Source organism: Natronomonas halophila (assembly GCF_013391085.1).
Taxonomy (GTDB): domain Archaea; phylum Halobacteriota; class Halobacteria; order Halobacteriales; family Haloarculaceae; genus Natronomonas; species Natronomonas halophila.
This window is the reverse complement of sequence record NZ_CP058334.1, coordinates 1853959-1874513: the sequence shown is the minus strand read 5'-3', so window position 1 is coordinate 1874513 and position 20555 is coordinate 1853959. Positions and strand designations below refer to the sequence as shown.

20 protein-coding genes are annotated in these 20555 nt (G+C 68.6%); 6 read left to right on the top strand and 14 right to left on the bottom strand.

The features are described 5' to 3' along the window. Positions 1 to 187: 187 nt before the first annotated feature. Positions 188 to 2710 carry a bacterio-opsin activator domain-containing protein gene (locus HWV23_RS10090; RefSeq protein WP_178290281.1) on the bottom strand — a complete coding sequence of 841 codons (2523 nt, stop codon included), beginning with the start codon at positions 2708 to 2710 and terminating at the stop codon, positions 188 to 190. Positions 2711 to 2906: 196 nt separating this feature from the next. After that, entirely contained in the window at positions 2907 to 4895 is a 1989-nt protein-coding gene (gene acs, locus HWV23_RS10085) for an acetate--CoA ligase (RefSeq protein WP_178290280.1), read from the bottom strand. Positions 4896 to 5035: 140 nt separating this feature from the next. On the opposite strand from acs, the gene HWV23_RS10080 reads away from it, so the two are divergent. Beyond that, the gene (locus HWV23_RS10080; protein WP_178290279.1) at positions 5036 to 5233 is read left to right on the top strand and encodes a hypothetical protein; all 198 of its coding nucleotides are present in this window, start codon (positions 5036 to 5038) and stop codon (positions 5231 to 5233) included. An 83-nt stretch (positions 5234 to 5316) separates the two neighbouring features. Further along, positions 5317 to 6810 (top strand): cobyric acid synthase, encoded by a 1494-nt coding sequence (locus HWV23_RS10075; RefSeq protein ID WP_178290278.1) that lies wholly within the window; start codon positions 5317 to 5319, stop codon positions 6808 to 6810. A 33-nt stretch (positions 6811 to 6843) separates the two neighbouring features. Here HWV23_RS10075 and HWV23_RS10070 read toward each other — a convergent pair whose 3' ends face one another. The 3 genes from HWV23_RS10070 to HWV23_RS10060 all read right to left on the bottom strand — a co-directional run bounded on the left by HWV23_RS10070 (position 6844) and on the right by HWV23_RS10060 (position 8434). Beyond that, the gene (locus HWV23_RS10070; RefSeq protein WP_178290277.1) at positions 6844 to 7074 is read right to left on the bottom strand and encodes a hypothetical protein; all 231 of its coding nucleotides are present in this window, start codon (positions 7072 to 7074) and stop codon (positions 6844 to 6846) included. 170 nt (positions 7075 to 7244) lie between these two features. Beyond that, on the bottom strand, positions 7245 to 7484 hold the full coding sequence (locus HWV23_RS10065; RefSeq protein ID WP_178290276.1) for a hypothetical protein: 240 nt from the start codon (positions 7482 to 7484) through the stop codon (positions 7245 to 7247). 278 nt (positions 7485 to 7762) lie between these two features. Further along, on the bottom strand, positions 7763 to 8434 hold the full coding sequence (locus HWV23_RS10060) for a cob(I)yrinic acid a,c-diamide adenosyltransferase (protein ID WP_178290275.1): 672 nt from the start codon (positions 8432 to 8434) through the stop codon (positions 7763 to 7765). Positions 8435 to 8543: 109 nt separating this feature from the next. Here HWV23_RS10060 and HWV23_RS10055 point away from each other — a divergent pair, with 109 nt between their 5' ends. Then, positions 8544 to 9293 (top strand): GNAT family N-acetyltransferase, encoded by a 750-nt coding sequence (locus HWV23_RS10055; protein ID WP_178290274.1) that lies wholly within the window; start codon positions 8544 to 8546, stop codon positions 9291 to 9293. Positions 9294 to 9344: 51 nt separating this feature from the next. On the opposite strand, the gene nikR is transcribed toward HWV23_RS10055, so the two are convergent. Continuing rightward, positions 9345 to 9770, bottom strand: coding sequence for a nickel-responsive transcriptional regulator NikR (gene nikR / locus HWV23_RS10050; RefSeq protein WP_178290273.1), 426 nt, complete (start codon positions 9768 to 9770; stop codon positions 9345 to 9347). Between the two features lie 172 nt (positions 9771 to 9942). Between nikR and HWV23_RS10045 the strand changes: the two genes are divergently transcribed. Continuing rightward, on the top strand, positions 9943 to 11811 hold the full coding sequence (locus HWV23_RS10045; RefSeq protein WP_178290272.1) for a receiver/sensor box histidine kinase: 1869 nt from the start codon (positions 9943 to 9945) through the stop codon (positions 11809 to 11811). Positions 11812 to 11871: 60 nt separating this feature from the next. Then, on the top strand, positions 11872 to 12618 hold the full coding sequence (locus HWV23_RS10040) for a class I SAM-dependent methyltransferase (RefSeq protein WP_178290271.1): 747 nt from the start codon (positions 11872 to 11874) through the stop codon (positions 12616 to 12618). Here the strand turns inward: HWV23_RS10040 and HWV23_RS10035 are convergent, their stop codons facing one another. The 6 genes from HWV23_RS10035 to HWV23_RS10010 are packed head-to-tail and all read right to left on the bottom strand — an operon-like array spanning position 12619 to position 17130. Further along, positions 12619 to 13311, bottom strand: a complete 693-nt coding sequence (locus HWV23_RS10035) for an adenosylcobinamide amidohydrolase (RefSeq protein WP_178290270.1) — start codon at positions 13309 to 13311, stop codon at positions 12619 to 12621. It abuts the gene before it with no gap. Further along, positions 13311 to 14324: a threonine-phosphate decarboxylase CobD gene (gene cobD / locus HWV23_RS10030; RefSeq protein WP_178290269.1), complete on the bottom strand. Its 1014-nt coding sequence runs from the start codon at positions 14322 to 14324 to the stop codon at positions 13311 to 13313. The genes HWV23_RS10035 and cobD overlap by 1 nt, the downstream gene beginning before the upstream one ends. Continuing rightward, on the bottom strand, positions 14314 to 14865 hold the full coding sequence (locus tag HWV23_RS10025; protein WP_178291645.1) for an NTP transferase domain-containing protein: 552 nt from the start codon (positions 14863 to 14865) through the stop codon (positions 14314 to 14316). The genes cobD and HWV23_RS10025 overlap by 11 nt, the downstream gene beginning before the upstream one ends. Continuing rightward, positions 14865 to 15617: an adenosylcobinamide-GDP ribazoletransferase gene (gene cobS, locus HWV23_RS10020; protein WP_178290268.1), complete on the bottom strand. Its 753-nt coding sequence runs from the start codon at positions 15615 to 15617 to the stop codon at positions 14865 to 14867. The genes HWV23_RS10025 and cobS overlap by 1 nt, the downstream gene beginning before the upstream one ends. After that, positions 15608 to 16519, bottom strand: coding sequence for an adenosylcobinamide-phosphate synthase CbiB (cbiB, locus tag HWV23_RS10015; protein ID WP_211693217.1), 912 nt, complete (start codon positions 16517 to 16519; stop codon positions 15608 to 15610). The genes cobS and cbiB overlap by 10 nt, the downstream gene beginning before the upstream one ends. Next, positions 16516 to 17130, bottom strand: coding sequence for an HAD family hydrolase (locus tag HWV23_RS10010; protein WP_178290267.1), 615 nt, complete (start codon positions 17128 to 17130; stop codon positions 16516 to 16518). The genes cbiB and HWV23_RS10010 overlap by 4 nt, the downstream gene beginning before the upstream one ends. A 143-nt stretch (positions 17131 to 17273) precedes the next feature. On the opposite strand from HWV23_RS10010, the gene HWV23_RS10005 reads away from it, so the two are divergent. Beyond that, positions 17274 to 18794 carry a molybdopterin-dependent oxidoreductase gene (locus HWV23_RS10005; protein WP_178290266.1) on the top strand — a complete coding sequence of 507 codons (1521 nt, stop codon included), beginning with the start codon at positions 17274 to 17276 and terminating at the stop codon, positions 18792 to 18794. A gap of 36 nt (positions 18795 to 18830) precedes the next feature. Here the strand turns inward: HWV23_RS10005 and HWV23_RS10000 are convergent, their stop codons facing one another. Further along, complete coding sequence (locus HWV23_RS10000; RefSeq protein WP_178290265.1) at positions 18831 to 19613, bottom strand: inositol monophosphatase family protein; 783 nt, start codon at positions 19611 to 19613, stop codon at positions 18831 to 18833. A gap of 51 nt (positions 19614 to 19664) precedes the next feature. Then, positions 19665 to 20537, bottom strand: coding sequence for a GIDE domain-containing protein (locus HWV23_RS09995; RefSeq protein ID WP_178290264.1), 873 nt, complete (start codon positions 20535 to 20537; stop codon positions 19665 to 19667). Between the last annotated feature and the right edge of the window lie 18 nt (positions 20538 to 20555).

Genomic DNA, 20555 nt, shown 5'->3' with positions numbered 1-20555 from the left:
GGGTACTAATAAGCGGGGAATCTAAGCATGACAAACGCACCCGAGGTCGCGACCGCGAGACCGGCGCGAATCGGCCCCTCGAACCCCCTATCGAGTCCCGAATGAACGTTCATCAGAGATTTCGACGCGGATATCTGACCTGTTCGAACCGACAGAAGGTGCGGCGAACCAGACCGATTTAAAATGTTTAGCCGAGTTCGGGCGCCTCGGCGCCGAGGTGGTCGTGGGTGTGGTCGAAGAAGGAGGCCAGCAGTTTCCGTTCGGCCTTCCGGAGGTGGTTGTGGAAGGTCGGCGAGGAGACGTCCATCGAGTCGGCGACCTCCTCGGCGGTCGACCCGCGGGGCCAGTCGAAATACCCCGCGAAGTAGGCCGCCCGCAGCGCCGCCCGCTGTTTGTCCGTGAGCGACTCCGCCAGCGTGTCCTGAAACTCCGCGACCGTCTCGATGGACTGGTCGACGGCGTGTTTCGCCCGCAGGTCCGTCGCCGGGAACTCGGCCTGTAGCCCCTCGACGATGCCGCGGACGTCGCCCTCGCGGGCGATTTCGGCGTGATAGGTCGCCTCGCCGGATTCGGCGACCGCCGACCGGATGGTCGCGCCGAGGTCCGTCAGCGTCAGCGCCGGCGAATCGCCCTCGACGGTGAACTCCAGCAGCGAGCGGTCCGAATACTCCCGGATGTACCGGGCGTCGACGACCCCGTCGGCGTCCATCACCGTATCGAGGAAGGCGTCGGGTTGGGCGCCCGACAGCGTCACGTAGAACAGCAGCGACGTCTCGGAGACGGGAACGACGGCCTCCAGCGTGCACGAACAGCCGTGCTGGCGGGTGGCCTCGACGATGAATGCCTCGTCGTCGGTACAGCCGAACTCCAGTTCGACGACGGTATCGGCAAGCAGGAGGTTCCGCCGCTCGATGGCCGTCACGGCGTGGCCGATGCGGGCGCCGAGGTCAGACAGTAACGTCCGCTCGCGGTCGCCGAAGGCGGTCGGCCGGTCGGTGAAGACGACCAGAGCACCGTAGGTCGTCTCGCCGTAGGCCAGCGGGACGACGCCCGCTGCGCGCACCCCGCCGACCTCCGCCGCATCGAAGGGGCCGACCACGTCCGGGGCAAAGTCGCCGCCGGTCACCCGCGGGTCGCCCGTATCGAGGGCCGTCTCGACGGCTGGGGTTTCGACGTCGACGGCACCGGTCGTCTCCCGGTCAAGGCCCGCCCATTCGCGGGGGTGGAGTCGCGGGTCGCCGGGGTCGGTGCTGCCGACCCACGCGCCGACGTAGGCCTCGCTGTCGGCCAGCGACTCGCAGACGGCCGCCTCGATTTCCTCCCGCGTCGAGGCGTCGATGAGTTCGCGGCCGGCCGAATTGATGTCCGCAACCAGCGTTTCGAGCCCCTCGAGGGTCTCACACCGCCGGGCGAGCGCGCGCTCGCGGCGGACCCGCTCGGTCACGTCGGTGCTGATACAGACGAAGAAAGCCACTTCATCGCCGTCCATCACGGGCGCGACGGTCTGGCGGACGTGGACCCGCTCGCCGCTCTTGCGGCGCGTGGTCAGTTGGCCGGTCCACGTCTCGCCGTCCAGGGCCGTCTCCCGGAGTTCCTGATAGAACGCCTCGGTGTTCTCGCCGGTACTGAGCAGGTCGTCGGCGGTCCGGCCGACGGCCTCGCCCTGCGTGAAGCCCGTCAACTCCTCGAAGGCCGCGTTGGCGTACTCGATTTCGCCCGTGACCGAGGCGAGACACATCGGCTGGCCCGCCGCCTCGACGGCCTGCTGGAAGGCGCCGGCAGCGAGGCTGCCGTCGGCGTCGGCCGGCCGAACGATGACGGTAAAGCCGTCGAGGCGGCCGTCCTCGCGGAGGGCGCCGACCAGTGCCGAGAGCCGAACCCGGGAGCCGTCGGCCCGCTGGAACCAGCACTCCTCGACGGTGACGTCATCGCGGCCCGCCGTCGCGAGCAGTTCCTTCGGCCGTGCGCGCTCGCGTGCCTCCTCGGCGAAGAGGCCCTCGAAGGGCGTGCCCGGAACCGAATCGTCGGGATAGCCGAGCAGGGACGCCAACGCACCCGAACACCCCACCACGCGCCCGTCGGCGTCGAGTTCGAGCGCGACGACGCTCGCGGCAGCCTCGAAGGAGGGGCCCTCGTCGGCGGCGATGGCCGGGCGATGGCCGTTTGTAAAGGCCGCCGCGATGTCGGCGTCCTCGATTTCGCCGACGTAGGGGTCCAGCGCGGCCAGTCGGTCCCACCCGCCCACTTCGCGGACCACGCGGGGGTCGACGTCCGTTTCGGTCAGCAGGCGGCGAGCGAAATAGCGGCGCAACTCGTCGCTGGAGACGTCCTCGAACCGCTCGTCGCCGGTCGCTTCGACGGCCCGAGTCGCCACCTCGCTGATGAGCATCTGGACCCGCCGCGGCGTCACGTCGATGAGGCGGCCGTCAGGGTCGGTACCCGTCGTCGCGGCGTACTCGTCGATTGCCTGTGCGAGGTCCGCCGAGAGATGGGTCCGGCGAGTCGGGTCGTCGTCCTCGTCGCGGACCGCGAGGAAGTGGTGGGTCTCGCCCTCGAAACGCCGTCTGTCGATGTCGCCGGGCCGAAGCCGCGTCTGCTCGGCCGGCCGAACCCCCGCCTCGCCGGCCAGCCGAACGACGAGTCGCTCCCGGCCCGTCGTGGCGGCCTCCCGAAGCCGTTCGTAGGCCGTCCCGTCCAGCGTGGCTTCCATTTCGTATTCAATGTCTATTGCGAAACCATAACCCTTCGGGTGGCTGCGGGCGGTAGCGGCGTCGAGCGGGAGGATACCTATCGGATGGCTAATTCGTAACTAATCGGGACGCGAACCGCAAACGACTGGGACGGTACCCTAGACGGAGTGGCAAGGGGTTATAGCAGCGATTTCGTATCCGATTCGAAAAGCGAAATCAGTCCTCGGGTTCGAGGTACGACCGCGTCTCGCCGGCCAGTCGCGCCCGCAGTTCGCCGACGATTTCGGGGTTGCGCAGCGCGCTGATATCGCCCAACTCCGCGCCGGTGGCGATGTCCTCCAGCAGGCGGCGCATGATTTTGCCCGACCGGGTCTTCGGGAGTTCGGGCGTGAAGACGACGTGGTCGGGGACGGCCACCTCGCCGATGGCGTCCTCGACGCCCGCGACGATGGCCCGCCGGAGGTCCGCATCGCCCGCCCGGTCCTGTTCGGTGCTGACGTAGGCGATGAGTTCGCCGGCCGTCCCGACGACGGCGGCCTCGGCGACGCCCTCCACGCCGACGATGGCCGACTCGATCTCCATCGTCCCGATGCGGTGGTCGCCGAGGCTGATGACGTCGTCGACCCGCCCCAGAAGGGTGATGTAGCCGTCCTCGTCGAGTTTCGCGCCGTCGCCCGCGAAGTAGACCCATTCGTCCTCGTCGGGCTCGGAGTAGGTCGACCAGTATTCGGGGATGAAGCGGTCGTCCTCGCCGGCCAGCCCCCGCAGCATGCCGGGCCACGGCTTCTCGACGACGAGATAACCGGCCTCGCCGGGGTCGACTTCCTCGCCGTCGGCGTCGACCACCTTCGCGTCGATGCCGGGCAGTGGCGGGCCCGCAGAGCCGGGCTTCATCGTCGAGACGGCGGGCAGCGTCGAGACCATCATCCCGCCGGTTTCGGCCTGCCACCAGGTGTCGACCACCGGGCAGTCGCCGCCGCCGATGTTGTCGTAGTACCACTTCCACGCGCGGGGGTTGATGGGTTCGCCGACCGTCCCGAGCAGGCGCAGCGAGGAGAGGTCGTGTTCCTCGGGATGCCCGGTGCCCCACTTCATGAACGCCCGGACCGCCGTCGGTGCCGTATAGAAGACGTCGACGTCGTAGCGTTCGACGAGTTCCCAGATGCGGTCCTTCTCGGGGTAGTCCGGCGTCCCCTCGTACATGACCGTCGTCGCGCCCAGCGCGAGCGGCCCGTAGACGATGTAGGAGTGGCCGGTAATCCAGCCGATATCCGCCGAGCACCAGTAGGTGTCGGACGGTTTGATGTCCAGTACCGCGTGGCTGGTCCAGGCGACGTGTGAGAGATAGCCGCCCGTCGTATGGCGGACGGCCTTCGGTTCGCCCGTCGTCCCCGAGGTGTACATCACGAAGAGGTCGTCCTCGCTGTCGCGGGCGACCGGTTCGACCTCGGCGTTGCGGTGGTCCTCGACGAGCGTGTCGTAGTCGTGCTGGGCGTCGGACAGCGAGTGGGGGAGGCCCCCGCCGAGCCGGTCGACGACGACGGTTTCAGCGTCGTGGTCGAGTTGTCGGACCGCGCGGTCGGCCTTGCCCTTGTGGTTGAGGGCGTCCCCGCGGCGGTAGTAGCCGTCGCAGGTGACGAGATACTCCGAATCGGCGTTGTCCATCCGCGTCGCCAGCGCGTCCGCCGAAAAGCCCGCGAAGACGACCGAGTGGGGCGCGCCGAGGCGCGCACACGCCAGCATGGCGACCGGCAGTTCGGGAATCATCGGCAGATAGAGGGTGACGACGTCGTCCTCGCCGACGCCCAACTCGCGAAGGGCGGCAGCGAAGGCCTCCGTCTCCCGTTGCAAGTCGCCGTAGGTGTAGGTCTCCGTCTCGCCGCGCTTGCCGACCCACCGGAGGGCGGCGTGGTTCTTCCGGCCGGCCTCGACGTGTCTGTCGATGCAGTTGTAGGCCGCGTTGAGTTTCCCGTCGACGAACCAGCGGTAGCGGGGCGCGTCCGAGTCGTCGAGAACGCCCTCCCAGCGGCGGTCCCACTCCAGTAACTCGGCGGCCCGCTCCCAGCAGTCGGGCCAGTTGTTCTCGAATTCCTCGTAAATATCGGGGTCGGAGACGTTCGCGCCCGCGACGAACTCCGCTGGCGGTTCGAAGGTCTCCTGGTTTTCGACCCACGCTTCGAGTTCGGCGTCGCCCCCGTCGTCCATCGGTCGTATGTCGGTGTGTCGGGCGGATAAACGTTCCTCCGCCGACCCACCGGTTTCCGACGCACCTGTGGCCCGGCCAATATGATTAGGCAGAGTTTCCTTTATGTTCCCCTTGGTTGGTCAAGGCGGAGGAAGGCACGATGAGCACGAACGCATCCAACGGGAGCGCCGAGGAGTTACAGTCCCTGTTCGTCGAGGTCACGGGCGACGAATCGGTGACCGACGAACAGCAGGGCAACAGCCGGCGGGAATCCGAAGGTGAAAGCGAACACCTCGCCGGCCAGACCGAACGCGAGGGGCTTTCGGCGACCATCGAACAGCCCGACGAGGCGTTCTGAGTCTCTTTTCGACGCACGTCGCTGCTTTCGCCGCGCGCTCGCGACTCGTAAGGGGTATTTGAGGCCCACGCCTGTGAGCAGGCGTGGCACGCGCCCGCACCATCCTCGTCGCCGGCACGGCCAGCCACGTCGGCAAGTCGACGGTCGCCGCCGGCCTCTGTCGCCTGCTGGCCGACCACGGCGTCGACGTCGCGCCGTTCAAAGCCCAGAACATGTCCAACAACGCACGCGCAGTCGCGCGAGCGACCGGCGACGGCTTCGGCGAAATCGGCGTCTCCCAGCACGTTCAGGCCCGCGCGGCCGGCGTCCCGGCGACGACTGACCACAATCCCGTCCTCCTCAAACCGCGCGGCGAGGGCGAATCCCAACTCGTCGTCGACGGCGAGGCGGTCGGCCACTTCGCCGCGGGCGACTACTACGACACCCACTGGGACCGCGCTCGCGAGGCCGCCGAGGCGGCCCACGACCGACTGGCCGAAAACCACGACGTCATAATCGCGGAGGGCGCCGGCTCCATCGCCGAAATCAACCTTCACCACCGCGATTTGGCGAATCTGGAAACCGCCCGGTTCGCTGATGCCGATATCGTCCTCGTGGCCGACATCGAACGCGGCGGCGTCTTCGCCTCGCTGGTGGGTACCCTCGAACTGCTCCCTGATGACGTCCGCGAGCAAGTGGTCGGCGCCGTCATCACGAAGTTCCGCGGGGACCGCTCGCTGCTGGAGGACGGCCTCGATAGCTTCGAGGAGCGAACGGGCGTCCCCGTCCTCGGCGTCCTGCCCTACGACGACCCCGGCCTCCCCGAAGAGGACAGCGTCTCGCTACCGGCACCCGGCGAGGCCGACGTATGGGGCGCCGACGACGGCGTCCCCGAGGACCGGACGGTTACCGTCGCCGTCCCGCGGTTTCCGCGCGCCTCGAACGTCACCGACGTCGAACCGCTGGCACGGGTTCCGGGCGTCCGTGTGCGGTTCGTCCCGCTGGATGCCAGCCTCGACGCCGCGGACGCCGTCCTGCTGACGGGCACCAAGAACACCGTCGACGACGCGCTCGCGGCGCGGGAGGCAGGCCTTTATAAACAGTTGCGGGCCTTCGACGGCCCCGTGGTCGGGTTGTGTGGTGGCTACCAACTGCTCGGCGAGCGCCTGACCAACGCCGACGTGGAGGGCACGGGCGACACCGAGGCCATCGAGGGCGTCGGCCTGCTACCCGTCGAAACCCGCTTTTCGCCCGATAAGACCGTCGAGGCCGTCGAGCGCGACCTATCGGGCTGTGGCCCGATTTCGGGCGCCTCGGGGCCCGTCTCGGGCTACGAGATCCACATGGGCGAAAGCCGACTGCTCGGTGATGTCGACCGCCCCTTCACGGACGACGGCGCCGCCGTCGAGGACGTATTCGGCACCTACCTCCACGCCCTCTTCGAGAATCGGGTCGCTCGCGAGGCGTTCGTGGATGCCGTTTATAAGCGCGCAGGGCGCGTTCGACCGGAAACGGAGGGGCAAGCGGACTCGCCGTACGAGCGGGCCGCGGAACTGGTCGGCGAGATCGACCTCGACGCACTGGACGTAGATTTATAAGCAGTCGTCGTGCCGGCCGCGCCGCAATCCGATTCAGAAAACGAGGATGCCATCGAGGGCCAGGCCGATAGACACGACGACTGCCCCGCCGATGATGGCGGTAATCGACTGAATCGTGAGCGTAAGTGCGCAGTCCCTGTCGAACGCCGTGGAGTCAGGTGTGCCGCTCCGCGCAGAACGATACGCACGGCCGACCAGCGCAAGCCGGACGACACCGCTAACAGCGGCGAAGGCCCCGATTGCGATTATCAGAAGTACGAACATCTGTCCTCTCGGGTCGTGCCGTCGTTTCGCTGTCGGATTTGTTCAATACTTCGGGTGTTTCGGTCACGATGCGCTCTCGGAGCCCCTATAGACGGACCGTCAACAGCAGCGTAGTGTCGAGTTCGCCAGTCCGTTCATCCCATCAGGCCGCCGGTTCACTGCGTCTCCTGTTATTCCTCGCCCATATCCGCGTCCTCCTCGGCAGCCGCCTCACGGCGCTTGCCGTGTCGGTGCCTGAAGACCATCAGGGCGATGCTGCCGCCGCCGAAGACGACGACTGCGGCGATACCGCTGACCTGGCCGGACAGGGCGGACGGCAGGCTGGCACCCGCAAGCACCGCGAAGACGACCGCCAACAGGCCGGAGATAGGGATGAGAAAGCCCTCGGGGAACACCGAATCCTCGCTCATGGCGGTACGTGGTCGGCGAGCGATAAATAGCTCCGCACCCGAGTCACGGAGTCCGTTTCGGCCGGGCGAACGAGCCACTGCCTGATCGAAAGAAGCACACCGGGTACGAGCCACGACGGCGCTGAAGGGGAAGGCGCATGAGGGGAAGGAGCGTGCGCCGACCCATCCTCCATCCGTCGTTCGGAGGGGGTACATAATGTGTCTTGTGCCGATGTCGTCCGCCCGTCAGACGGCTGTCTGCCGGCGGTTTTCGGTAATCTTTCGACCCAACGAGAGGGTCAGTATTCGGTGCCTTTCCGCGCTCGCTGACCGGCGTCGATTGGGTGTTTCTCCTTGCTGACGTTCGTGACGAGGTCCGCGGCCTCAATGAGGTAGTCCGGGTGTTCGTGGCTGCCGGTCAACACGAGTTCGAGGCCGTCGGGTTTCGACTCGACGAGGTCGACGACGTCCTTTGGGGCGACGAGACCGCGGTCGGCGGCATAGAGGAGTTCGTCGAGGACGAGCATGTGCAGCCCGTCGTCGGCGTCGCCGTCCAGCGGGAACGGCGTCGAGAGGTCCGCGTCGTCGGCCGCGTCGACGAGGTCGCGCGCCCGGTCGAAGCCCGCCTCTGCTTCGGCCTCGTGGTCGCGTTCCTCGGTGCCGTCGTTCATCGCGTGCCACCCGTAGTGGCCCAAGTTCTCGTAGGTGAGGCCGGGCATGGCGGCGATAGCGTTGTACTCACCGCGGACGTCCTCGACGCTGTCGGCGCCGCCCTTCATGAACTGGAGAAGGTGGACGCGGAAGCCGTGGCCCGCCGCGCGGAAGGCCATGCCGAGTGCCGCGGTGGTCTTGCCCTTGCCGTCGCCCCACCAGACCTGCGTGAGGCCGAATTCCTCGGGCGCTGCAGGGTCGATATCGCGGGGCTCCGGCGTCCGGTTCTTTCCGGGCGGTGTCGGGTCGTTTCCGGGCATACTCCGGGGTTGTACCCCCCGAACCAAGGCGGTGTTGGCTTCCCACTTGGTTACCAGATTGTGTTCTTGTAGGGGCAACAAATAATCCCGTGGGCCCCGAAGTATGGGCATGGACGTCACCAACTCGACGGCCGACCACGATGCGGTAATCCGGGAGATTGCCAGCGACTCGATGCGCGCGTCCTACTCGCTGAGCCCCGAGGGACTCGAGGGCATCGTCCGCTCGGAGTTCGACCCCGACAATCTCACGGAGCGCCGCGAAAACGACGATGACGTCGTTCTCGTCGCCGAGGACGATGGCGAGTCGGTCGGTTTCGCCACCGGGTCGCTCGTCGGCGGTGACGGCGAAATCGACTGGCTGTTCGTCGACCCCGAGGCCCAGGGTCGGGGCATCGGCACGGGACTGTTCGAGGCGATTCGTGACGAACTCGAACGGCAGGGCGCCGACACGGTCCGGGCGCTCATCCTCTCGGAAAACGAGGCGGGCGACCAGTTCTTCGAACAGTTCGGCTACGAGGAAATCGACAGTCGAGAGGAGACCATCGCGGAGGAGGAGTTCACCATCAACGTCTTCGGCACCGAGACCAGCGAAGCCAGCGACGAACACCAGGAACGCCACCGGGCGGAGACCATCGAGACGGAGGACGGCGAGACGGTCCACACGGGCGATGAGGAGATTCCTGGCACTGAGGCGCCGTTCCTCCGATTGTACACCGATTCGGAGCTAACCGAGCAGTACGGGTTCTACTGTATCAACTGTGGCTCGATGGCCAATGCCGCCGACGGACTCGACCGCATTGAGTGTCAAAGCTGCGGCAACGCACACCGGCCCGATGAGTGGGACGACAGCTACCTCTAGCTGGAGGCGATTCCACGCCCGCCGCTCGTCATCGGGGACGACCGAACGTCCTTATCCCGCCAGCGGCACGTCGTCGTCGTCGACCGGAATCACCGAGTAATCGACCGAGAGCACGTCGCTGGTCGCGCGAATCTTGCCGACGAACGTCGAGATTTCGTCGAGGGGGCCCTCGAGGATGAACAGTTCCATGCAGTAGTGGTCGCCGACGTGGTTGTGGACGTTCGAGACGACGATGTCCTCGTGGTCGTGGCGGACCTGCATCATCCGCTCTTCGGCGCTGGAGGTCTCGTGGTCGAAGACGACGGTGACGGTGCTCATCAACTCGCGGCCCTCGAGTTGCTTGTCCTCGAACTCGCTGAGGAGGTTACGAGAGGCCTCACGGACCACCTCGCTGCGGCCGGTGTAGCCGTGTTCCTCCGCGAACTCGTCGAGCCGCTCCAGCAACGATTCCGGCATCGAGACGCTGACGACGGTCATATATTAAAACAACCGTATATTCTATTAAGGATTGCGTACCGAGCGGGGGTTTCGGAGCCGGTTTTATTAGCCGAACGCCGCGTTCGTCGGTGGTCCCGGGCCGAACCAGGGTGCCTCGCCGTCTGATTCGTGACCAAAACAACAATAATCGACCGTTCCTTGGTGTCGAGTCATGCCATCCGGGGGGCGGGATTCGTGGCGACTGCTATACGTGGGCGACGAGGCCGCCGGGCGGGTCACCGAGGCCTTCGACGGCGACGGGTCGGTGACCGTCGAGGCCGTCTCGAACCCGTCGGCGGCGACGCCCCCGCGGAACGCGGACTGTATCGTCAGCGAGCACGCCCTGCCGGGAACCGACGGGGTGGCGTTCTGCGAACGAATCCGGGAAGCCGACCCGAACCTGCCGTTCGTCCTCTATCCCGCCGACGGCGACGAGATGTTGGCCAGCGAGGCCGTCGCCGCCGGCGTCACCGACTACGTGCCACAGCAACCCGAGACGCTCGACGTCCTCGTCGACCGGGTCCACGAGGCCCTCGAAGACAGCCGAACCGAGCGGCGGTACCGGGCCCTCGTCGAAACCGTCGGCGACCCGATGTACGTCCTCGACGACGAGGGGTACGTCGAATTCGCCAACGCCGCCATGGCCGAGTATCTGGGCACCGACCGCGAGGCCATCGTCGGCACCCACGCCAGCGCGTTCATCGTCAAGGACGAGTTCGAGGGCGCGACCGAACGCATCCGCGAATTGCTCGACGACGACGGCCCCGACTGGGACGTCTACGAGATGAGCGTCATGACGGCCGGCGGCGAACGCCGGCAGGTCGAGGCCAACCTCGCGGTGCTTCGGGCCGACGACGGCACCTACCGCGGCAGCGTCGGCGTCATCCGGGATATCACCGACCGGAAGGCCTACGAGCGGAAACTGACGCGGCTCCACGAGGTGACACGGCAGGTGATTCAGGCCGAGACGAAACACGAAATCGCCGACCGCACGACGGGTGCGGCCCGGGACATCGTCGGCCTCGCGATACACGCGGTGTGGCTCTACGATGCGGACCGCGACGCGCTGGTTCTGGAGACGATTACCGACGAGGGGCGCGAACTCATACCCGACCCGCCGAACTTCGAGCGCGGCGAGGGGTTGGCCTGGGAGGTCTTCGAGAGCGGCGAGCCCCGAACCGTCGAGGAGGTCCGCAACGAACCGGACCGCTACAATCCCGAGACCCCGATTCGCAGCGAGATGCTGCTGCCGCTCGGCGACCACGGGGTCTTCATCGCGGGAGCGACCGAACGGTCCGCCTTCGACGACCGGGACGTGTCGCTGGCGAAGCTTCTCGCCGCGAACGTCGAAGTCGCCCTCGATAGCGTCGACCAGCACCGACAACTCCGCGAGAGCCAGCGGCGCCTCGAACGCCAGAACGAGCGCCTCGACGAGTTCGCCGGCGTCGTCAGCCACGACCTCCGCAACCCCCTGTCGGTCGCCAAGGGTCGCCTCGAGTTGCTCGTCGAGACCGGCGACATCGAGGCCCACGCCGACCACATCGACGACGCCCTCTCCCGCATGGACGCGCTCATCGACGACCTGCTCAAACTGGCGCGGCAGGGCGAAACCGTGACCGACCGCGAACCCGTCGCCCTCGGGCCCCACGCCCGGAACTGCTGGCGGACCGTCGACACCGACGGCGCCGACCTGAACGTCCTGCTCGACGACTCCGTGACCGTTCTGGCCGACGAAAGCCGGCTGGCACAGCTCTTCGAGAACCTCTTTCGGAACTCGGTGGAGCACGGCGGCGAGGACGTGACCATTACCGTCGGCTCCATCGACGGCGACGGCTTCTACGTCGCCGACGACGGCCCCGGAATCCCCGAGAGCGAACGCGAATCCGTATTCAACGCCGGCTACTCGACGAGCGAGGAGGGCACCGGCTTCGGGCTGAGTATCGTCCGAAAAACCGCCGACGCCCACGGCTGGACCGTCGCCGTCACCGAAAGCGAGTCGGACGGCGCACGCTTCGAGGTTACCGACGTCACGTTCGAATAGCGTGTTATCTTTCCCCACACCACCAGTAGCGACTTATTAATCTCGCTCCGAGGCGACCGTATGGACGGTACACCCCCCTGGCACGAGAACCCGGCCTTCTGGGAGGCGGTCGAACCGCACGTCTTCCCGCCGGAAACCGTCGAGAAGGCGCCCGAACAACTCGATGACGTTCTCGGGTTGGCGGGTATCGACGGCGGCCGCGTCCTCGATATGCCCTGCGGCGTTGGCCGCCACGCCGTCGAACTCGCCGCTCGCGGCTTCGAGGTGACAGGCGTCGACGCGACGGCACCCTATCTCGAGACCGCCCGCGAGCGGGCCGCCGAGGCTGGGGCCGACGTCGAGTTCGTCAACGCCGATATGCGCGAGTTCCGACGGCCGGACACGTTCGACCTCGCGGTCAATCTCTACACGTCGTTCGGCTACTTCGAGGACCGCGCCGACGACGAGCGGGCCGCCCGCAACATCTACGAGTCGCTGTCCCCGGGCGGCAAACTCGTGATGAGCCTCACGAGCAAGGAGGTACTGGCCGAGGAGTTTCAGGAACGCGGCTGGTCCGAGGCGGACGGCACCTACCTCCTCGAAGACCGAGAGGTGACCGACGACTGGTGCTGGATGGAGAACCGCTGGGTGCTGGTTGCCGACGGCGAGACCCGCGAGTTCACCGTCTCCCATCGGCTCTACTCGGCGTACGAACTGTCCGAACTGCTCCGGGAAGTCGGCTTCTCGGCGGTCGAGGTCTACGGCGACCTCGACGGTCGCGACTTCGACGAGGACGCCGAGCGACTGGTCGTCGTCGCCGAGAAGTAGTCACGGTTCGAAGCCCGACGGCTCGCGGGTCGTCCTCAGCCCGTAGCGGGCCTCCTCGGGCGTCGGCGGACGCTCGCCGTCGTAGCGCGCATCGAGGCTGGCCAGCACCGCATCGCGGACGCAGGCCCGCGCCGAATCGCCGACCTCCGTCGCGCTGCCGGCGAAGGCCGACGGAGACCCCTCGGGGGCAGAGCCGACGACGACGGCGTCGCTCGTGGTGCCCGGCACGTCCGCCGCCGCGAGCAGCGTCGCCGTCTTCGCTTCGACCGCGGTCGCCAGCAGGCCGGCCATGGCGCCGTCGTCGAGGGCGCGCGTCGTCCCGACGAAGACGTTGACCGTACCCGGTCGCCAGCCGTCGGCCATCGTTTCCCCTGCAGCCGGTTCGGCGTCGCCCTCCACCGGTAACACCGCGGGATTCGAGAGACCGACCGTCGCCACCGCCTCGACGGGGCCACAGCGAGCGCCGCGGGCGTGCCGCTGGCTGACGCCGGTTAAAAGGGTCGGCCCCGACGGCCGCTCGCCGAGGCGTTCCGCGGCGTACGCCCCGAGGTCCGTCCGGTCGAACCCCTCCGGCACCGTGAGGTTGTGGGCGGCGTCGGCATCGCGATAGCCGCCGTCGAAACCGTTCGAGAGCCACCGGGTGTCAGGCCGGAAAAGCGTGAGTCGATCGTCAGTGCGGTCGTACTCGAACATCACCACACCTCGTCGAGGACGGCGAACAGGTCCTCGGTCGCCTCGCGGTCCCGGACGGCGATGCGGACGTGACTGTCGAGGCCACGGAACGTCGTGGCATCCCGCAGGACGACCCCGTGCTCGCGGCAGGCATCGAGCAGGGCCGCCGGGTCCTCGCCAACGTCACACAGCAGGAAGGGCGCGTCGGAGGGGTAGACCTCGAAGCCGCGGGACTCCAGTCCCTCGTGGAGATACTGGCGTTCCTCCCGGACCCGCTCGCGCGTCTCATTTATAAAGGCCGAATCGGCCATGGCGTGGGCGCCGACAGCAGCAGCAGGGCCGCCGACCGACCACGCGCGACGGGCGGTTTTGAGACGCTCCAGCAGTTCGCCGGAAGCGACCGCAAAGCCCGCCCGGAGGCCGGGCAGGCCGAACAGTTTGGTCAGCGAGCGGGCGACGACGCACCCCTCGCGGCCGGCCAGCGAGGCGCGGTCGGTGAAGCCGAGGAACGCCTCGTCGGCCAGCAGGACGGTATCGGCGGCCACACATCGGTCGGCGAAGGCCGCCAGTTCGTCGGCGGGCGGCAACTCGCCGGTCGGGTTGTTCGGCGTACAGACGATAGCCATCGCGTGGTCGGTCGGGTCGGCATCAAGCAGTTCGTCGTGGGGGACGAGATGAGGGTCGCCGCCCGCCAACTCGACCTCGCGGGCGTATTCGCCGAAGGAGGGGTAGGGGACGAGGACGCTGTCGCCCGGCGAAACGACGACGCCGATTGCGAGGCGAATCGCCGCGAGGCCGCCCGCGGTTGGAACGACCGCATCCGCGTCACAGCCGACGTACTCGGCGGCGGCCGCTCGAAAGTCGGGATAACCGTCGTTGGGATACGAGCGAGCGTCGTCGAACGCCGCCTCGTAGACGGCCCGGGAGCCGTCGGGCACGCGAGGATTGATGTTCGCGCTCAAATCCAGCACGCCGGGGTCGTCGCTGGAGCCGTGAGGGACCCGCTCGGCGTCGGCGACGCTGTCAGGGTCCATCCGCGAGCACCTCCGCGGTTTCGGCGTCCGCCGGGCGGTTGACGTTGACCGCGAGGCGGGCGTCGTAACTGACGTGGAGTGTCTCGTCGGCATCCTCGGCGCCCACGATATTGAGCCCCGTCGGCGCGAGTTCGTGGCCGCCGTGGGCGCGGGTCGTATCAGCGCTCACGTCCAGAGCCTCTTTCAGCTCCCTCGGGACACAGACCGTCAGCGGCCCCGACTCGTGGGCGTCGAGTACCTCGTCGACCACCTCGCCGGCCAACAGCGGGAGGTCGGCAACCACCGTCATGACCGGCAACTCGACGCGGTCCAGCGCCGTCGTCAAATCCTCGACGTACCCCTCGCCGGCCGTCTCGATGCGGGGAACCCGGCCGTCCAGATGGTCGGCCGTCTCCGGGGCGTGTGGCGCGGTGACGGCGTGAACCGTCCCGGCGCGACTGGCCTCCAGTGCCGCGAGCACGCGGTCGACCATCGGCTCGCCGCCGATTTCGAACAGCGGTTTCTCGCCGCGGTCCAGACGGGTCCCCCGACCGCCGCACATCAGAAGTACATCCATACGTACACCCCCGCGTGTAGCGCGACGACGCGGCCGAGTTCGTTCGTCGCGCCGAAGACGTCGCCGTTGACGCCGCCGAGGGCGTCGTCGGCCCACCGGACAAGCCCGACGGCGACGGCCGGACCGGCCAGCACCGCGACGAGCGCGGCCGGCGAAAAGCCCGTCAGCATCGCCGCGGGCACCGCGACGAGGGCCGGCCCGAGGAGGAGTTGCCGGCTCGCGTTGCGCGTGAACTGCGAGCCGAGCCCCTCGTGGCTCGCGGTGCCGAGACAGGCTACCGTCGCCATGCCGAGTTTCGCGCCGACCTCGCTTGCGACGACCAAGGCGACGGCCGCCCGGAAAGGCATCGACGCCAGCGCGAGGCCGGCCAGCGCGAGACCGGCGACGATGACGGCGACGGCGACGGTGCCGCCGACACCCGTGGTCGTGTCCTTGAGCGCCTGCTTTCGGTCCTCGGCGTCGTGAATCGCCGCGGCGTCTCCGAGGTCGGCGACGCCGTCCATGTGGTTGATGCCGGCAACGACGAACAACGCGAGCAGGAAGCCGGCGGCCGCAGCGTGACCTCCAAGCAGGACGAACGGCAACGCCACGAGTACGCCGATGAGATAGCCGACCAGCGGGAAGACCGCTGGCGTCCCCTGAAACTGGAGCCAGTCGCCTTCGCTGGTCGTAACGGGCAAACGCGTCAGGAAGGCCGCCCCGCCGCGGACGGCCGAGCCGAGTTCGGTTAGAGCCACCGTATCACGCCGACGAGCGCGACCAGCGTGTAACTTACGAGTCCGACGCGTTTGACTGCCGCCAGTGCCGCGTCGCCGTCGGCCACCGAGGGGTAATCGGCCACCTCGTTGAGCGTGTAGACGCCCTGCTTTTCGAGGCGGACGTTCAGTGCCGCCGCCAGCGTCCCCATCGGCCACCCGGCATTGGGCGAGTCGGTCGTCGCGGCGTAGCGGCGGGCACGCCACCACGCGGCCGGCGCGCCCGTGACGACGGCCAGTAGCAGCGCCGTCACCCGCGCAGGGACGAACATCACGAGGTCATCGAGGCGGGCGCTGCCCCACCCGAAGGCGCCGGGGTAGCCGAGCATCGAATCCATCGTGTTGACCGCCTTGACGTACGCCGCGGCGGCGCCCGCCGCCGGCAGGGAGACGGCGGACAGAAGCCCGAAGGCCAGCAACGGCGCGACGAGGCCGTCCGAGAGGTTTTCCGCGGCACTTTCGACGGCCGCGCTCCGGACGAGTTCCGGCGAGAGGTCCTCGACGTCCCGCCCCACGAGCGCCGGCAGCGCCTCGCGGGCCGCCTCGATGTCCCGCTCGCTTTCGACGAGAGCGCGGCCGGCGATATCCAGCAGGAGGCGGAAACTCGACGTCGACCACAGCAGGAGACCGGCGACGAGACCAGTCACGACCCACGGCCACGCCAGCCACAGCACACCGTAGACGAGAAGTGCCGCAGCAGCAGGCAGGACGAACGCCAGCGCGGCCCCCGCCAGTCGCGGGCGTCGGTACTCGCGGTCGGCCCAGTCGACCACCCGGCCGAACAGGGTCACGGGGTGGTATTCGGCGGGCGGTTCCCGAAACGTCCAGTCGAGCGCCAGCGCGAGGCCGGCGGCGATAGCGACAGCAAGCCCCGCGGTGCTCACCGCAGTACCTCCGGGTCGAACTCGGCCAGCGGCGTCTCGGCCACGTCGACGAAGTGGCCGCCCACCTCGGTGACCCCGCCGTCGGTCTCGGGGTCGTCGCCGACGTGGACGAGGTCGGCGGGGGAGACCTCGATTCGGCGCGCTACGGCCTCGAAGGCGCGGGAATCGGGCTTCCGCCAGCCGCAACCGACGCTCGTGACGACGCCGTCGAAGGCCCCTTTCAGGTCCGCACGAATCAGCGTCCGGCGGACCAACTCGGGAACGCTACAGTTCGAGCAGACGGCGACCGGGCCGACCTCCCTCGCCGCCTCGATTGCGGCCTCGGCGCCGGGGCGGCGTTCGACGTCGGGGTCGAAGGCCGCGACGACGGCCCGCCGGGCGGCGTTGTTCGGCCCGTCGACGCCCCGAGAGCCAAGCGCCGCCGAGACGTGTGCCGGCAGCGGGACTTCGGCCCCCGGCGGCGCGTCGATGTGGACCTCGCGGTAGGCCTCGTCGAAATCGTCGGGCACGGCCACGTCGCGGTCGCGTAACTCGCGGGCGACGGCCGCGGCGGGGTCGGCGGGTGTGTCCGCGTCGACGAGCGTGCCGAAGAGGTCGAAGGTAACTGCCACGACCGGACCTATCGGGGGCCGCGACTTGAATTTCGTGGGCACGCCCCTGGACCGGAACGGGCGGGAAAGCACGGTATCCGGCCGGCAGGCCATGAATTATCCGTCTCGGAGCCATTACTGTGCCAACGGTCGTCACACCGCCCATGAATCCGCCATCGCGAACCGACATCCTCGATGCCGTCCCCGCCGGGCCAGCTGCGGTGTCGCTGGCCGCCGGCGTCGCCGGCGTCGCGGGGTCCTACGCCGTCGCATCGTTCACCCCTTCGTTCATCGCGGGGCCGATAGCCGGCCTGCTGGCCCGGCGGTTGCCGGCGGTCGTCGTCACCTACAGCATCCTCCTTCTCGGTGACCTCGGTAGCCGCCTCAACCTCATCGTCGCGCTGGTGCTCTCGGCGGGGCTGCTGGCCGTGGCCGCCGGCGTGGGCATCGCCACCGCCGAACGGCTGGAAGTCGCCGCCGCGGCCGCCCCGATTGCGGGCGTGCTGGCTGCCGGCGTCACCGTCACCGTGACGGCGGCGACGCTGCCCTCCCTCGCCGCTGGCGTCGCCGTTGCGCTGGTCGTCGCGGCGGCGAACCTCGTGTCGATTACCGACCGCGAAGCGGGCTTTCGGGACCGCCGAAGCGTCCTCGGGGGCGTCGTCAGCGCCATCGGCGCCCTCGGCGGCGGCTACCTCCTCGGAAGCGGGGACCTCTCGGCCGCAAGACCCGAGCGGTCCGCCGTCGACGACGACGGCGCGGAGGCCGAAATCGGGCCGCTGCTGCAGGAGGCCGACGAGAAGAGCCTCGACGTGCCGGACTTGGAGCCGCTCGTCTCCGAACGGTTCTACGAGGTGGACATCAACACCACCGACCCGACCGTCTCGCCCGACGACTGGACGCTGTCGGTCACCGGCGCCGTCGACGAGGAAGTGTCCTACACCTACGACGAAATCACGGGGATGGACGCCGAGAACCGCTTTGTCACCCTCCGGTGTGTCGGTGAGAAACTCAACGCCCGGAAACTCGACAACGCGCTGTGGACCGGCGTCCCCATCATGGACCTCGTCGACCCGGCGGGCCCCGCCGACGAATGCTGTGTCATGCTTCACGCGACGGACGGCTACTATCAGGAGTTCCCGCTGGCGGCGCTCGAAGACGGCTTTCTCGCCTACGGCATGAACGGCGAGACGCTCCCCCGCGGCCACGGCTACCCCGCCCGCGTCCTCATCCCGGGCCACTGGGGCGAAATCAACGTCAAGTGGGTCACCGAAATCGAAGTGCTCGACGAGGAAGCACAGGGCTACTGGGAGGAACGCGGCTGGCACGGCACCGGCCCCGTCAAGACCGTCGCGAAACTCCACCTCGTCGAGGAACTCGACGGCGGCCGCGTCCGCGTCGGCGGCCACGCTTACGCCGGCACGCGCGGTATCGGCGGCGTCGAAGTATCGACCGACGGCGGCGAGACGTGGACCGACGCGACCCTCTCGGAGCCGCTGCCCGGCGAGGACGTCTGGCGCCAGTGGGTTCACGCATACGACGCGCCCGAGGGTGCCCACGACGTGGTCGTCCGGGCCATCGAGGCCGACGGGACCGTCCAGCCCGCCGAAGAAACCGACCCCTTCCCGAGCGGGCCCTCGGGGTGGGTCACCCGGACTGTCGGCGACGGCGGCTCCAACCCCTTCTGAGACCCCTGCTTCGGGGGCCGGTGGTACCAGCGCGAATCAGACCGCGTCCGTGACGACGTCAACCAGTCGCTCGCGGAGGTCCGCGGTTCGGGCCGCCACGAACCACTCCTCGCCCGCGGCCGTCTCGTGGCCGACCGCCTCGACGAACAGTTCGCCGAGCGCCTGCTCTTCGGCGTCGGGGCGATAACAGACCGCGCCGTCGATGCAGCCGCGAGCGAGCAGGCCCCAGTGGACGGTCGGACTCCAGCTTTCGAGGCGCCGCTTGCAGGCGGTTTCGATGCCGCGGTTGATGGCCTCGGAGACTGCGCTGGCGGCCGCGTCCCGCTTGACGCCGTGGCCGATGACCGACATCACCGTCGCCGATTCGGGGGTCGGCGGTGGCGTCTCCGCGCCGTCGACTCGCTCGCCGTCGTACCGGAGGCCCGCCCCGCGACGGGCGACGTACAACTCGTCGGTGCTGGGGACGTAGACGACGCCGAGTTCCGGCTCGCCGTCGACCAGCAGCGTGACCGCCGCGGCGAAGGCGGGCAGTCCCGCCTCGAAGTTGTTGGTCCCGTCGAGCGGGTCGACGATCCAGCGATACCGGTCGTCGCCGGGGTGGCGGCCCGATTCCTCGGCGTCGATAGTGTGGTCCGGAAAAGCCCGTTTCAGGACGTTGAGCATCCGCGATTCCGATTCGACGTCCGCGCTCGATTTCACGTCCGTCGCGGAGTGGTCGGCGTCCGTCTCGCCGTCGCGGAAGGCCGCACGGAGATACCGGCCACCGCGGAGACAGGCGTCGATAGCGACCGATTCGGCGTGGTCGGGGACCGAAGACATGGCCGTGCCTGCGGCCGGTTCGCGCAAAAATGGTTCGTCCCGGGCCGGCCCTCACAACCCGCCGGCAGCGAACAGCATCGCGGCGATTCCGAGGGCGCTCACCGGGATGCCGGCGCCGAAGCCGACCGTGACGCGGCCCCGAAGCCGCGAGGGGTAGTCCGCGTCGGCGACGACGAAGGGCGTCCCGTCGTCGATGCGGAGGCCGCCGTCCGACCGGGCGCGGCCGACGACGAAGGCCTCCTCGCCCGGCGTGAGCGTCGCCTCCTGATAGCGACGGGGCACCCCCGAGGGAGCGGGCGCGAGGTCGGCTTCCCGGCGGAGCGCCTCGGCCCCGCCCGAGGGGTGTTCGCCAGCCTCGACCATGACCTCGGTTCGGTCGTCGAGGTGGACGGTGGCCGCCGCGGGGTCGACGCGTACGCGTTCGGTGCCGTCGGCCGCGCTGACAGCGAAGGGAACGCCGTCCTCGCCCATCGCGGTCAGCGACCAGTTCCCCTCGTCGATTTCGTCGTCCTCCGACGAATCGGAAGCAGCGTCCTCTCCGGCCTCGTCGTCTCCTTCCGATTCCGTGGTATCGAGTACGCGGTACGTATAGCAGACCGCCGGCGCGTCGTGTAGCGGCGCCGTCAGCGTCCCCTCGATCGTCTCGATGGTGCCGGTGACTGCCGACAGGCCCTCCATCGGGCCACGGCGTCGGCCGACCGCCACGAGCAGGAAGCGAGGGAGGTTCGACACCGCGGACACGACGCCGAGCAGGCCCACGCCGTAGAGCAGGCCCGCGAAAAACAGCCCGAGGTTGCCATCGGTCCAGTCGACCTGTCCGGTGGCCGTCGCTGCGACGATGCCGCCCGCGAGAAGCAGCGAATAGAGGAGGATGCCGCCGAGTCCGACGCCGGTCCGTCGCTTCAGGTCCGCGACTGCGCCCATACCGGCAGAGTGCAGTCG